The sequence below is a fragment of the Rheinheimera sp. genome (genome assembly GCF_037442525.1).
Lineage (GTDB): Bacteria > Pseudomonadota > Gammaproteobacteria > Enterobacterales > Alteromonadaceae > Pararheinheimera.
Genome location: NZ_JBBIQD010000005.1, coordinates 200,017 through 213,534, shown reverse-complemented (window position 1 = coordinate 213,534; position 13,518 = coordinate 200,017). Strand labels below are relative to the sequence as shown.

Genomic DNA, 13,518 nt, shown 5'->3' with positions numbered 1-13,518 from the left:
TTTTGTGCGCCAAAGCCACAAAAGTTTTAGGCCAGTGCCGATTGAGTCTCAGGCCAAAGCACCTTAATCTGTTGGTTTTGCCAGAGCGGATGCAGTGATGAATAACTATAAAAAAACAATTTTACTCAGCGCCTTGCTGAGTTGTGGTTTGGCCGTACAGGCCGACACAGTGCAGCAAACCAAAGGCCATTTTGTTGATAAATTCCGTCAGTTGGATGAGGCGCTGCCAACGCCAAACTTTTACCGCAATGCAGCGGGTGAACCAGCCACGGGTTACTGGCAGCAACAGGTGGACTACAAAATTAAAGCCAGGCTGGACGAAACCAAGCGTCGTTTAACCGCCAGCCAGCACATCCGTTACCAGAATAACTCACCGGACAGCCTGAAATACCTCTGGTTTCAACTGGACCAGAATATCTTCAAGTCAGATTCCATGGCGGAGCTGAGCCGCACTTTTGATGGCGTGAACCCAAACCCGGACGAAGCCGGTAAGCTGAGCCTGAGTGAGCTGCGTCGCCAGCAGTTTATGGCCGACCATGAATTGGGTTATCAGCTGGGCGACATTAAAACCCCGGATGGTCAGGTACTGAAAGCCACCATAGTCGGCACCAATATGCGGGTGGATTTAGCCAAAACGCTGAAACCAGGAGAGCAGGTTGAGCTCGTGATGGATTTTGCGTTTAACATAGTGGAAGAAGATGCGGTCAATGCCCGTTCCGGTTATGAGCATTTCCCAAAAGACGCCCGTAAAGGCGGCAATGATATTTTCTTATTGGCCCAGTGGTTCCCGCGTCTGCATGCCTACACAGATTACGAAGCCTGGACCAATAAAGAGTTTTTAGGCCAGGGTGAATTCACGCTGGAGTTTGGTGACTATCAGGTGGAACTGACGGTACCTGCCGACCACATCGTATCCGCTACAGGGTCTCTGGAAAACCCGGCTGAAGTTCTGACCAAGGCTCAGCAACAACGGCTGGAACAAGCCCGTACCGCAAAAAGACCCGTGTTTGTAGTGACCGAAGCAGAAGCACTGGACAATGAAAAAGCGGCAACTGACGAGCTGAAAACCTGGCGTTTCAGCGCGAAAAATGTGCGTGATTTTGCCTGGGGCTCTTCGCGTAAATTTATTTGGGACGCCAAGGGGTATGCGCAAGGCGGCGATGACCAGCCCTTTGTGATGGCGATGTCGTTTTATCCAAAAGAAGGGGGCGAGCTGTGGAAGAAATATTCCACTGAGTCTGTGGTGCACACGCTCGAAGTTTATTCGCGGTTTTCCTTTGATTATCCTTACCCTACAGCTCAGTCGGTCAATGGCCCGGTTGGCGGTATGGAGTATCCGATGATCACCTTTAACGGCCCCCGCACCGAACTGCAAAAAGATGGCAGCCGCACCTATTCGTTGGCGGAAAAACGCTTTCTGATTGGGGTGGTGATCCACGAAATTGGTCACAACTATTTTCCGATGATTGTTAATTCCGACGAGCGGCAATGGACCTGGATGGATGAAGGCTTAAACAGTTTTCTGGACGGTATTGCCGGCCGTGAGTGGGACCCACAAATTCCCTGGGGAGTGGAAGCCCGTGACATCGTCGATTTTATGAAATCTGAGCTGCAGGAACCTGTGATGACACAGTCCGACAGTGTCAGCCGTTTAGGGCCGAACGCCTACACCAAACCGGCTGTGGCACTGAATATACTGCGGGACGTCATTTTAGGCCGCGAACTCTTTGATTTCGCCTTTAAAGAGTACGCCAACCGCTGGAAGTTTAAACGCCCAACGCCAGCGGACTTTTTCCGTACTATGGAAGAAGCCAGTGGCGTGGATTTGGACTGGTTCTGGCGAGGCTGGTTCTACACTACTGACCATGTGGATATCTCCCTGGATCAGATTTACCAGCTGAATTTAGACAGCAAAAACCCGGACATTGACCTGAAGAAACGCCGGCAGGAAGAACAGAATAAACCCGCATCGCGTTTTGTGGAGCTGAACAAAGTTGAGGGGCGTGAAACCTGGGTGGAACGTAACCCAGATATCACTGATTTTTACGACAAAAATGATCAGTTCACCGTCACCAATAAAGACCGGAATAACTACCAGCAATGGTACAAAGAGCTGGATGATTGGGAGCGCACCGCGCTGGACAGGGCTCTGGACGAAAGCAAAAACTACTATGTGCTGAACTTCAGTAATCAGGGCGGTTTAGTGATGCCTGTTCTGCTGCAGCTGAAATTTGCTGACGATTCAGTGCAAGAGCTGCAGATCCCGGCTGAAATTTGGCGCAAATCAGCCCAGCAGGTCAGCAAGCTGATAGTGACAGACAAAGAGCTGGTCGAGGCTGTGGTGGATCCGAAGTGGCTGACTGCCGATGTGAATGTCGAAAACAATCACTACCCACGCCGCATTATCCCATCACGGGTGGAAGCCTTTAAACGAGAGAAAAGCAAAGACCGGGTAGAGATGGACCTGATGCAGGACAGTAAAACCAAGCTGAAAGGGAAACAAGACTAATGCGTTGGATCTTTGCTTTTGTGTTCAGCCTGCTGCCGTTGGCAAGCCAGGCCCATCAGTTAAATGCTGCGGTGACGACTGTGTTGTTTAACCCGCGCTCTGGCCAGCTTGAAATCATGCACAAGTTTTTTGTGCATGATGCTGAGCATGCGCTGCGCCATCTTCGGAAGGAAGCGGGAGCGGCTCATCAGCATGGCGCTGTGGACCTGTTGCAGAATGAGCATAACCGCATGCAGTTTGCTGACTACGTGACGACAGAGTTTGAACTGCAATGGTTGTTTGCTGAGGGCACCAAACCGGTCAGCCTGACATTGCTGGGGGCTGAGGTAGACGGCAATAACTTGTGGGTGTATCAGGAGGCCAGCCCTGACACCAGCGCCATCGGCTTAAAAATCAGGCAAAACAGCCTGCACCAGTTCTGGGCTAAGCAGGTGAATCTGGTGAATGTTGAAAAGGACGGTAAGGTGCGCAGCCTCGAATTCCGTAAAGGCCAAAGCTGGCAACAGCTGTTGTTTTGAAGGGGGCTGACGGATACCAGCAAAAGGGGGCTTAGCCCCCTTTGATATTCAAAAGGGCCAAATTCAGGCATACTTGCCGCATTTCAATAAGTTCTTCATTGCGTTATGCAAATCAACCCAGAATTAACCACGTCAGATCGCAGCTTTAACTACGGCGATGGACTGTTTAGTACAGTGCGTGTCAGCCGTGGTCAGTTGCAACTCTGGCCCTTGCATTTAAACCGGTTGCAGCAGGGCGTTGAGCGACTGAATATGCCTGCAATTGATGAACAGCAATTGACCGCCGCAGCAAAGCAGGCCATTACGGCGCCGGAACAGGTACTGAAATTGCTGCTGAGCCGTGGCGCCGGTGGCCGTGGATATGGTGCCGGCGGTATAGTCGAAAGCCATTTGCATCTGTCTGTCGCTGCCATGCCCGACTATCAGCCCTGGCAACAGCAGGGGATCCGGGTTGGCATCGCCCAACTGAAATTAGGCTGTCAGCCGCGGTTGGCAGGGCTTAAGCACAACAACCGTCTGGAACAGGTGTTGCTCAAAGCTGAACTGGCTGCGACAGACTGGGATGATCTGCTGGTGCTTGATACCATGGACAGAGTGACAGAAGCCACCGCAGCGAACCTGTTTTTTTATACCGGTGGTGTCTGGCACACACCTCAATTGGACCAGGCTGGTGTGGCCGGGGTGATGCGTGAGCTGCTGTTGTCACAACTACAGCCGCAACAAGGCTATTATTCGTTGTCGCACCTGGTCCAGGCCGACGCCATCTTTCTTTGCAATGCGCTGATGCAGGTGGTACCGGTGCGGCAACTGGCCGACAAAGTTTATGATCTAGAGCCCGTGCGGGCGGTGCAGAACGGAGTGTTGGATTGATTCGTGCAGTCATGGTGGCCCTGTTAGTGGGTCTGGTCAGTGCTTTTGGCCTGTGGAACAGCTGGCAGGCTGCGTTAAAAACTCAGGTACAGTTCAGTGAGGCCTATGCGGAAGTCAAAGCAGGGGATACGGCACTAAAGCTGTGCCGCAACTGGCTGAACACCCGGCAGTTATCGGGCAGCAGTTGCCGTTGGCTCAGCCTGTATCTGAAGTTTCACCCTGAACTGAGCAAATTGCATCAGGGTGTGTACAAGGTGCAGCCGCGTCAGTCGGTGCTCTCTGTACTGCAGCTGTTTGCCAGTGGCAAGGTGGCCCAATTCAGCGTGGTGCTGAAGGAAGGGGAAACGCTGAAGCAAAGCCTGCAACGGCTGGCGCAAAGCCCTTATCTGCAGTATGACCTGGCGGACGAAGCCGAGTTAACGGCATTGTTAAGCTGGCCAGAACAGTGGGGCACTGCACCGACCTTACCTGAGGCCATGGTGTTTGCTGAGACTTACCACTACACGGCTCAGAGTAAGGCCAGTGATTTACTCAAAAGGGCCCACCAGTTATTACTGCAAAAACTTGAGCAGGCCTGGCAGCAACGGGCTGCCGATGTGCCGTACCAGAATCCTTACCAACTGCTGATCATGGCCTCCATCGTGGAAAAAGAAAGTGGCCATGAACCTGAAAAACCGCTGGTCAGTTCGGTATTCGTCAACCGGCTGAAATTAAAAATGAAACTGCAGACCGATCCGACGGTGATCTATGGTTTGGGGGACAGCTTTAATGGCGATATTACCCGGGCTGATTTAAAGAACCCGCATCCTTACAATACTTACCAGCACTTTGGTTTGCCACCCGGCCCCATAGCGCTGCCAAGTTACAGCTCCATGCTGGCCGCGGCTAAACCTGAGGCTTCCGACTGGCTGTATTTTGTCGCCAAAGGCGACGGTACACACCAGTTCTCGCGTACGCTGGCCGAACATAATGCCGCAGTGCAGAAATATATTTTTGGGAAAAACTAATGCAAAAGGGCCGTTTTATTGTGGTGGAAGGTCTGGAAGGCGCCGGAAAAACCAGCGCCATTCAGACAGTGCAGCGTTGGCTGAACCAACACAAGATTGACTTTATCAGCACCCGTGAACCGGGTGGGACGCCATTGGCAGAACAAATCCGCACCTTGGTCAAACAGGTGCAGGATGAGCAGGTGGCGCCAGAAACTGAATTGTTGCTGATGTACGCCGCCCGGATGCAACTGGTCAAAAGCCGGATTGAACCCGCTCTGGCACAAGGGCAATGGGTGCTGGGAGACCGCCATGATCTGTCGTCCCGTGCTTACCAGGGCGGAGGCCGGCAACTGTCTGAATCATTGATTGATCAGATCCGCACTGCGGTATTGGGCTCGTTGCGCCCGGATCTGACTTTGTATCTGGATATAGACCCTGCTATAGGTCTGGCCCGCGCCAAAGCCCGTGGCGAGCTGGACAGAATAGAGCAGGAGCAACTGGCGTTTTTTCAGCGCACCCGCGCCAGGTACCAGCAAATTGCCAGGGAAGAAGCCGGTATTGTCCAGATTGACGCCAGCCTGCCGATGGCAGAGGTGCAGCTCTGTATTTTGCAGGCATTGGATGGCTGGTATGACGCCCTGCAGGAGTAACAGGTGAAAGACTTCCCCTGGCTGATCCCCCTGTGTTCGCAGCTGATACAACTGGCTGCCCGTCAGCAGTTGCCACATGCGTTGCTGCTGAGCGGCGCCAAAGGCACAGGCAAACAGGTTTTGGCCAGACAACTGGCCCGCTATTTACTTTGCCGGCAGCCGGCGGCTGAGCAGGCCTGTGGCCAGTGCAAAAGCTGTTTGTTGTTTAAAGCAGGACATCATCCTGATTTATGGACTCCGGCTGCAGACCAGCACACTGGGGTGGACGCCATACGGCAACTGACCGTCTTTATGCAGGGCGCCGCTCAGCAAGGCGGGAAAAAGGTGGTCATTCTGCCCGATGTGGAACAGATGTCAGAGGCCGCTGCCAACGCCTTATTAAAAACGCTGGAAGAGCCGCCAAAGGACAGTTTTCTGTTGCTGCTTTGTGCGCATCCGGCGCAGTTGCTGCCCACCATTCGCAGCCGCTGTCAGCACTGGTCATTGGCCCCGGTGTTTGGTGCAGAGATTCAGCAGTGGCTGGAACAACACAGCAGCCGGCCTGTGCCTGACTTTCTGCTGGACTACACTGGAGGTGCGCCCTTATTGGCTCTGGAATTACTGGAGTCTGACAAGGCGGCGGCTATTTCGGCCCAGTTGGTGCTGCTTGAGCAGTATGTTGCGCAAAAGCTGGATTTATACCATGTGTTGCAATCCTTGCCGGACGACGAACAGTTGCCGATGACGCTGAACTGGTTTCTCAAACAGCAGCTCTGGACTAAAGCGGGAGGGGTGCAGAGCAAACAGTTACAGCTGGTGGCCAAATTGCAGCAATGGCAGAAAGACAGAGCTTTGGTGTCGGGTCAGAACAGTCAGCTGAATCTGGCGGCGTTATTGCTTTTTATCCGGACTGCTTTGGTGTAGTGGAGGGGATGTGGAAGAACTGCAGCTTGATTTTGCCGATTTAAAAGAACTGTATCGCAGTTATATGCCTGCAATGAAGAATGGCGCTTTGTTTGTCCGCACAGCCAGGCCCTATAAAATGGGGCATTCGTTAGCATTAAGGGTCACCTTGCCGGATGCGCTGGAAGCCTTGCCTGTCAGCGGCAAAGTGGTCTGGATCACGCCACAAAATGCGCACAGCGCCCAGCCTGCAGGTATAGGGATAGTTTTTATTGATGATAAGTACCAGCTGCAGGATAAAATTGAAAAGTTGTTAAGCGGTATGCTGGATTCACATGAATCCACCTACAGCCTTTAGGAGAAGTTGTTTGTTTGTCGATTCACATTGCCATTTAGACCGTCTGGAATGGGATAAACTGGCGCTTAATTTAGATCAAGTGGTGGCACAGGCTGCTGCGGCTCAGGTCGAGCATATGCTGTGCGTGTCGGTGTCTCTGGCTGAGTTTCCGGCCATGAAGCAGCTGGTGGAAAAATACCCCCATGTTTCTGTGTCCTGTGGCGAGCACCCACTGCATCAGACGGACTGTGTAGACCCGGCGTTATTACTCAGGTTATGTCAGGATCCGGCAGTGGTGGCAGTGGGAGAAACTGGACTGGATTATTTCTACAGTCCGGATGCCAAACAGACCCAGCAGCAGGCTTTTGTCAGTCATATCGACGTGGCGCGACAAGTCGCCAAGCCGCTGATTGTGCATACCCGCGATGCCAGAGCCGATACCCTGAACCTGCTGCGTGATCATCATGCTGAGCAATGCGGTGGGGTGCTGCATTGTTTCACCGAAGACTGGGAGACTGCCAAAGCGGCTTTGGATTTAGGCTTTTATATCTCGTTATCTGGCATTGTCACCTTCCGCAATGCGGATTCATTGCGAGATGTCGCTAAAAAAGTACCGGCCGATCGGCTGCTGATCGAAACCGACTCGCCGTACTTAGCCCCAGTGCCGTACCGGGGTAAAACCAACCAGCCTGCTTATGTCAGCGCCGTGGCAGCCTGCATTGCAGAGCAACGGGCCGTCAGTGTGGAGACCCTGGCCGCACAAACCACTGAGAACTTCTACCGGCTTTTTGCTCAGGTGAATGCTAAAAAGTAACTCGCTGAAATTTAAGGAAAAGGAGCCCAGAATCAAGGGATTCATTCTGGGCTTAGGGGAATGGCTCATCTCAATGAGCCGTGCGCTATAGGGGACAACGATGAGGTGTCACTTCGAACCACTCACTTGATTTTCAGTGTAGCCAACGAATATTAAATTTTCCTGTCAGTGCTGCGGCAGACATTTATTTGTTTTTATTGCAATAGCCATGCTTATACAGGTTTTATCCCGCCTTTACCCCCAGCTTATCCACATCTGAGCTCAGAGCCTGCCTGAGTTTCGCCTGGTTTTTCGGGATCAGTGACAGCTGTTTGATAGATGTCTCTGTTTTAAAAGTTTTATTAATTTAGATAAAAATAATCTAATAAAAACTGTAAAACCTGGTCTGGCAATGACTGTTTTTAGCAAATCACTGTGAAGGCCTATGACACCCTGTTTTTTTAATACGGGTTTATGTCGACATAATATTTGACTTTACGCTTGACTGAGCAGTTTTTTTGCCGAAAAATGCTGTTCATTGATTTTTATGTCGACAATCTGATGCTGAACCCTTATCTGAAAGATGCAGTCACTGCTGCCGACCGGGTGCTGCTGGAGATCCAACGTGCCATAGTCGAAGGCGAAATCCCGGCAGGCTCAAAGATCAGCGAACCCGAACTGGCCAAACGCTTTGACTTAAGCCGTGCTCCACTGCGCGAAGCCTTAGCCCGGCTGGAACGCTGCCATTTAATTGAACGTACACCCAACGCCGGTGCCAGGGTGGTGAAGTTGTCGGTCGAGGGCTTGAGGTCTCTGTATCAGCTGCGGGAAGAGCTGGAAGGCCTGGCCTGCCGTCTGGCCGCGGAACATATGACAGAGGCTGAAATTCAGCAGGTGCGTGAGCTGCTGGATCAGCATTTGTCGACACAACGGGTGCGTGAGGGCGAAAGTTATTATCAGGAAGCCGGAGATGTCGACTTTCATTACCGTGTCATTCTCGGCAGTAAAAATCCGTATCTGATCAATATTCTGTGTGACGAGCTCTATTATCTGGTACGGATGTACAGAGTGCAGATGGGCATGAATGGGCCTCGGGTGTCACGGGCTTTTGACGAACATAAAGCTATTCTCAATGCCATTGCCTGCCGTGACGGCGAGCTGGCCGATTTACTGATGCGCCGCCATATAGCCGCATCCAGACGCAATATAGAACAACACTTAACTGAACGGGGAACCACAGATGGCTAATTTAACGAGTCCTGGCGCCAAGCTGCGTCGCGCCATTGCTGAACAGGCACCACTGCAACTGGTGGGCACTATCAACGCCTACACGGCGATGATGGCGGAGCGGGTAGGGCACAAGGCCCTGTACCTGTCTGGCGCCGGTGTCGCCAATGCGTCTTTTGGGTTGCCGGATCTGGGGATGACCTCGTTAAACGACGTCTGTGAAGATATCCGCCGTATTACAGGTGCGACTGAATTGCCTTTATTGGTGGATGCCGACACCGGCTGGGGGGGCGCTTTTAATATTGCCCGCACGGTCAAAGAGATGACCCGGGCCGGTGCTGCTGGTTTTCATATTGAAGATCAGGTGATGCAAAAACGTTGTGGTCACAGACCGAACAAAGAAATTGTGTCGCAGGATGAAATGGTGGACCGGGTCAAAGCTGCGGTTGACGCCCGCACCGACGAGCAGTTTTTTGTGATGGCGCGCACCGATGCGTTGCAGCAGCAGGGGCTGGAAGCCGCCATTGAGCGGGCTTTGGCCTGTGTTGAAGCCGGTGCCGATGCCATTTTTGCTGAAGCCGTGCATACGCTGGAGCAATATCAGGCCTTTACCAAGGCGCTGTCGGTGCCTGTGCTGGCCAATATCACCGAGTTTGGTCAGACGCCTTTGTACAACAAAGATGAACTGGCCGCTGTGGGTGTGAAAATGGTGTTGTACCCGCTGTCGGCCTTTCGCGCCATGAATAAAGCCGCCCTGAATGTGTATGAATCCATTCTGGCGAACGGGGATCAAAAAGCTGTGGTCGACAGCATGCAAACCCGCGTCGAACTGTACGACTTCCTGAATTATCACAGCTATGAGCAGAAACTGGATTCACTCTTTGCTCAGGGCAAAAACAAATAATAAAACCAATTTCAAATCAACTGGATGGAGAAAACCGATGGCAGCAGCAAAAGAATTGACGGGCGCAGGCCTGCGAGGCCAGATCGCCGGGAAAACCGCGTTATCCACAGTAGGCAAAACCGGCTCAGGCCTGACGTATCGCGGTTATGACGTAAAAGATTTAGCGGCCCACTGCAGTTTTGAAGAAGTAGCGCACCTGATTTTAAAAGGCGAATTACCAACTCAGGCTGAATTAACGGCCTATAAAGCGCGGTTAAAAGCGATGCGCAGCTTGCCCGTTGCACTGAAAGAAGTGCTGGAACGTATTCCGGCCAGCGCTCACCCTATGGATGTGATGCGCACCGGCTGTTCTATGCTGGGTAACCTGGAGACTGAGCACAGTTTTGCAGAGCAACAGGACGCCGCAGACCGCTTACTGGCGATTTTCCCTGGCCTGATCAACTACTGGTACAACTACAGTCACCATGGCAAACGCATCAACGTGGAGACTGAGGCCGATTCTGTGGCTGAGCAGTTCCTCTGGACTTTGCATGACAAAAAACCTGAAGCGCTGCATGTCGAAGTGATGCAGGCGTCGTTAATACTGTATGCAGAGCACGAATTTAATGCGTCAACTTTTACGGCGCGGGTCTGTGCGTCCACGCTGTCGGATATGCATTCCTGCATTACAGGGGCCATTGGTTCCTTGCGTGGCCCACTGCACGGTGGTGCCAACGAAGCGGCGATGGAGCTGATTGAAAAGATGGATAACCCGGATCATGCCGAAGCCACTTTATTAGGCATGTTGGAGCGTAAAGAAAAAATTATGGGGTTTGGCCATGCCATATACTCCGAGTCGGACCCACGTAACGCGGTGATCAAAGCCTGGTCAGAAAAGCTGGCACAGGCCAATGGCGACAGCATGCTGTATGACATTTCAGTGCGTTGTGAAGCTGTGATGTGGCGTGAGAAAAAACTGTTCTGTAACGCCGATTTCTTCCACGCCTCGGCTTACAACTACATGGGCATTCCTACCAAGCTGTTCACACCAATTTTCGTTTGCTCACGCTTAACCGGCTGGGCAGCTCATGTGATGGAACAGCGTGCGGACAACCGTATTATTCGCCCAAGTGCAGACTATGTGGGCGTAGAACCACGCGTTGTGACTCCACTGGCAGCACGTGGCTAAGCAGGTAACAGAACTAAAACAGCAGCGGCCCCGGCCGCTGTTTTTGGATGGACAAGATGAATAGCAATTTTCGTAAAAGCCTGGCCGATACCGGCCTGGACTATTTTGATGCCGCCCAGGCGGTCAACCAGTTAAAACCAGGTGCCTGGGCCACTTTGCCTTACACCTCGCGCGTCCATGCGGAAAACCTGGTACGCCGCGCCGACCCGGCACAACTCAATGACTATTTATGGCAGCTGATAAACCGCAAACAAGAGCTGGATTTTCCCTGGTTTCCGGCCCGGGTGGTCTGTCACGATATTCTGGGCCAGACCGCGCTGGTGGATTTAGCCGGTTTACGTGACGCCATTGCCAGCAAAGGCGGCGATCCGGCGCTGGTCAACCCTGTGGTGCCGACCCAGCTGATCGTGGACCACTCGCTGGCCGTCGAGCATGCAGGTTTTGAAAAAGACGCTTTTGAGAAAAACCGAGCCATTGAAGACAGACGCAACGATGACCGCTTCCATTTTATTAACTGGACCAAAACTGCCTTTAAAAATGTGGATGTGATCCCACCGGGCAATGGCATCATGCACCAAATTAACCTGGAGCGGATGTCGCCTGTCATCCATGCCATAGATGGTGTGGCGTACCCGGACACCTTAGTGGGCACAGACAGCCATACCCCTCATGTGGATGCGCTGGGCGTCATTGCCATTGGGGTAGGAGGGCTGGAAGCGGAAAACGTCATGCTGGGCCGCGCCAGCTGGATGCGGCTGCCGGATATTATTGGCGTCGAGCTGACCGGCAAGTTACAACCCGGCATTATGGCAACCGACTTAGTGCTGGCGCTGACTGAGTTTTTACGTAAAGAAAAAGTGGTGTCGGCTTATCTGGAGTTTTATGGGGAAGGGGTGGCGCATTTGTCCCTGGGCGACCGGGCTACCATTTCCAATATGACCCCTGAATACGGCGCCACCGCTGCCATGTTCTCTATAGATCAGCAAACCCTGGATTACCTGACGCTGACCGGCCGCGATGCCAAACAGGTCAGGCTGGTGGAAACCTATGCCAAGACCCTGGGCTTATGGGCCGACGATTTAGCCACAGCTCAGTACGAGCGGGTGCTGACCTTTGATCTGTCGACTGTGGTCCGAAATATGGCAGGCCCGTCCAACCCCCATAAACGCGTGGCGACAGCGGATTTAACCAAAGCCGGTATTGCCACAGGTTTTACCGCACCGGCTGATGGCCAGATGCCGGATGGCGCTGTGATTATCGCCGCCATTACCAGCTGCACCAACACCAGTAACCCACGCAATGTGATCGCCGCCGGTTTGTTGGCACGTAATGCCAATAAGCTGGGCTTAAGCCGCAAACCCTGGGTGAAAACCTCACTGGCACCGGGCTCCAAAGCGGTGCAGCTGTATCTGGAAGAGGCGGCTCTGTTGCCGGAACTGGAGCAGTTGGGTTTTGGCATTGTGGCTTTTGCCTGCACCACCTGTAACGGCATGAGCGGTGCGCTCGACCCTGCCATCCAACAGGAAATTATCGACAGGGACTTGTATGCGACCGCGGTGCTTTCCGGTAACCGCAACTTTGATGGCCGTATTCACCCTTATGCCAAACAGGCGTTTTTAGCCTCTCCGGCTTTAGTGGTGGCTTATGCCATCGCCGGTACTGTGCGTTTTGATATCGAAAAAGACATATTGGGCTATAACGACGGTAAGCCTGTGACCTTAAAAGATATCTGGCCTAGTGATGCTGAGATTGATGCTGTGGTGGCGCAAAGCGTCAAACCTGAGCAGTTTCGCAAAGTGTACGAGCCGATGTTCAGCCTGAACGTCGATTACGGCACTAAAGTGGACCCTTTGTACAACTGGCGGCCACAGAGCACTTACATTCGCCGTCCACCTTATTGGGAAGGGGCCTTAGCGGGTGAGCGCAGCTTAAGCGGTTTGAGGCCATTGGCTGTTCTTGGCGATAACATCACCACCGACCACTTATCGCCATCCAACGCCATTTTGCCCGACAGCGCGGCTGGCGAATACCTGGCGAAAATGGGCTTACCTGAAGAAGACTTTAACTCCTACGCCACCCACAGGGGCGACCATTTAACGGCGCAGCGAGCTACGTTTGCCAACCCCAAACTGCTGAACGAAATGGTGGTGGTGGATGGCAAAGTGATGCAGGGATCGCTGGCACGCCTTGAGCCAGAAGGCAGAGTGACACGGATGTGGGAAGCCATAGAAACCTATATGGAACGCAAACAGCCACTGATCATTATTGCCGGTGCCGATTATGGCCAGGGCTCCAGCCGCGACTGGGCCGCCAAAGGTGTGCGTCTGGCTGGCGTGGAAGTCATTGTCGCTGAAGGTTTCGAACGTATTCACCGCACGAACCTGATTGGTATGGGGGTATTGCCGCTGGAGTTTAAGCCTGGCGTGAACCGTCTGACTTTAGGCATTGACGGCACTGAAACCTATGACGTGATTGGCGAACGACTGCCACGTTGCACGCTGACGCTGGTGATCCATCGCGCTACTGGTGAGCGGCTGGAGGTGCCGGTCACCTGCCGTTTAGACACAGCTGAAGAAGTGTCGATTTACGAAGCCGGTGGGGTGCTGCAGCGTTTTGCCAAAGACTTCCTTGGCGAAGCCTGATGGTCATGGAACTGTGGAACACCACTGTT

12 protein-coding genes are annotated in these 13,518 nt (G+C 52.9%); all 12 read left to right on the top strand.

The features are described 5' to 3' along the window. Positions 1–97 precede the first annotated feature (97 nt). The 12 genes from WKJ03_RS10310 (at position 98) to acnD (ending at position 13,489) form a co-directional block, all read left to right on the top strand. Positions 98–2,509, top strand: a complete 2,412-nt coding sequence (locus WKJ03_RS10310) for a M1 family metallopeptidase (RefSeq protein WP_337842114.1) — start codon at positions 98–100, stop codon at positions 2,507–2,509. Beyond that, a complete protein-coding gene (locus WKJ03_RS10305) occupies positions 2,509–3,027 on the top strand; it encodes a DUF6702 family protein (protein ID WP_337842113.1) in 519 nt (172 codons plus the stop codon). Before WKJ03_RS10310 ends, WKJ03_RS10305 begins: the two co-directional genes overlap by 1 nt. Positions 3,028–3,132: 105 nt before the next feature. After that, complete coding sequence (gene pabC / locus WKJ03_RS10300) at positions 3,133–3,897, top strand: aminodeoxychorismate lyase (protein ID WP_337842112.1); 765 nt, start codon at positions 3,133–3,135, stop codon at positions 3,895–3,897. Then, complete coding sequence (mltG, locus tag WKJ03_RS10295; protein WP_337842111.1) at positions 3,894–4,904, top strand: endolytic transglycosylase MltG; 1,011 nt, start codon at positions 3,894–3,896, stop codon at positions 4,902–4,904. The genes pabC and mltG overlap by 4 nt, the downstream gene beginning before the upstream one ends. Next, positions 4,904–5,536: a dTMP kinase gene (gene tmk, locus WKJ03_RS10290; protein WP_337842110.1), complete on the top strand. Its 633-nt coding sequence runs from the start codon at positions 4,904–4,906 to the stop codon at positions 5,534–5,536. The genes mltG and tmk overlap by 1 nt, the downstream gene beginning before the upstream one ends. Positions 5,537–5,539: 3 nt before the next feature. Further along, entirely contained in the window at positions 5,540–6,439 is a 900-nt protein-coding gene (gene holB, locus WKJ03_RS10285) for a DNA polymerase III subunit delta' (RefSeq protein WP_337842109.1), read from the top strand. A 10-nt stretch (positions 6,440–6,449) separates the two neighbouring features. After that, a complete protein-coding gene (locus WKJ03_RS10280; RefSeq protein ID WP_337842108.1) occupies positions 6,450–6,776 on the top strand; it encodes a PilZ domain-containing protein in 327 nt (108 codons plus the stop codon). 10 nt (positions 6,777–6,786) lie between these two features. Further along, the gene (locus WKJ03_RS10275; RefSeq protein ID WP_337842107.1) at positions 6,787–7,569 is read left to right on the top strand and encodes a YchF/TatD family DNA exonuclease; all 783 of its coding nucleotides are present in this window, start codon (positions 6,787–6,789) and stop codon (positions 7,567–7,569) included. A gap of 507 nt (positions 7,570–8,076) precedes the next feature. Continuing rightward, complete coding sequence (locus WKJ03_RS10270) at positions 8,077–8,796, top strand: GntR family transcriptional regulator (RefSeq protein WP_337842106.1); 720 nt, start codon at positions 8,077–8,079, stop codon at positions 8,794–8,796. Further along, entirely contained in the window at positions 8,789–9,679 is an 891-nt protein-coding gene (gene prpB, locus WKJ03_RS10265) for a methylisocitrate lyase (RefSeq protein ID WP_337842105.1), read from the top strand. Before WKJ03_RS10270 ends, prpB begins: the two co-directional genes overlap by 8 nt. A gap of 37 nt (positions 9,680–9,716) precedes the next feature. Further along, entirely contained in the window at positions 9,717–10,847 is a 1,131-nt protein-coding gene (gene prpC / locus WKJ03_RS10260) for a 2-methylcitrate synthase (RefSeq protein WP_337842104.1), read from the top strand. 56 nt (positions 10,848–10,903) lie between these two features. Further along, the gene (gene acnD, locus WKJ03_RS10255; RefSeq protein ID WP_337842103.1) at positions 10,904–13,489 is read left to right on the top strand and encodes a Fe/S-dependent 2-methylisocitrate dehydratase AcnD; all 2,586 of its coding nucleotides are present in this window, start codon (positions 10,904–10,906) and stop codon (positions 13,487–13,489) included. The last annotated feature ends 29 nt before the right edge of the window (positions 13,490–13,518 follow it).

Bases quoted from the DNA above. Each gene is read 5' to 3' on its own strand.
- prpC (WP_337842104.1), top strand. From the start codon at position 9,717: ATGGCAGCAGCAAAAGAATTGACGGGCGCAGGCCTGCGAGGCCAGATC.
- pabC (WP_337842112.1), top strand. From the start codon at position 3,133: ATGCAAATCAACCCAGAATTAACCACGTCAGATCGCAGCTTTAACTAC.
- WKJ03_RS10305 (WP_337842113.1), top strand. From the start codon at position 2,509: ATGCGTTGGATCTTTGCTTTTGTGTTCAGCCTGCTGCCGTTGGCAAGC.
- WKJ03_RS10310 (WP_337842114.1), top strand. From the start codon at position 98: ATGAATAACTATAAAAAAACAATTTTACTCAGCGCCTTGCTGAGTTGT.
- WKJ03_RS10270 (WP_337842106.1), top strand. From the start codon at position 8,077: ATGCTGTTCATTGATTTTTATGTCGACAATCTGATGCTGAACCCTTAT.
- prpB (WP_337842105.1), top strand. From the start codon at position 8,789: ATGGCTAATTTAACGAGTCCTGGCGCCAAGCTGCGTCGCGCCATTGCT.
- acnD (WP_337842103.1), top strand. From the start codon at position 10,904: ATGAATAGCAATTTTCGTAAAAGCCTGGCCGATACCGGCCTGGACTAT.
- tmk (WP_337842110.1), top strand. From the start codon at position 4,904: ATGCAAAAGGGCCGTTTTATTGTGGTGGAAGGTCTGGAAGGCGCCGGA.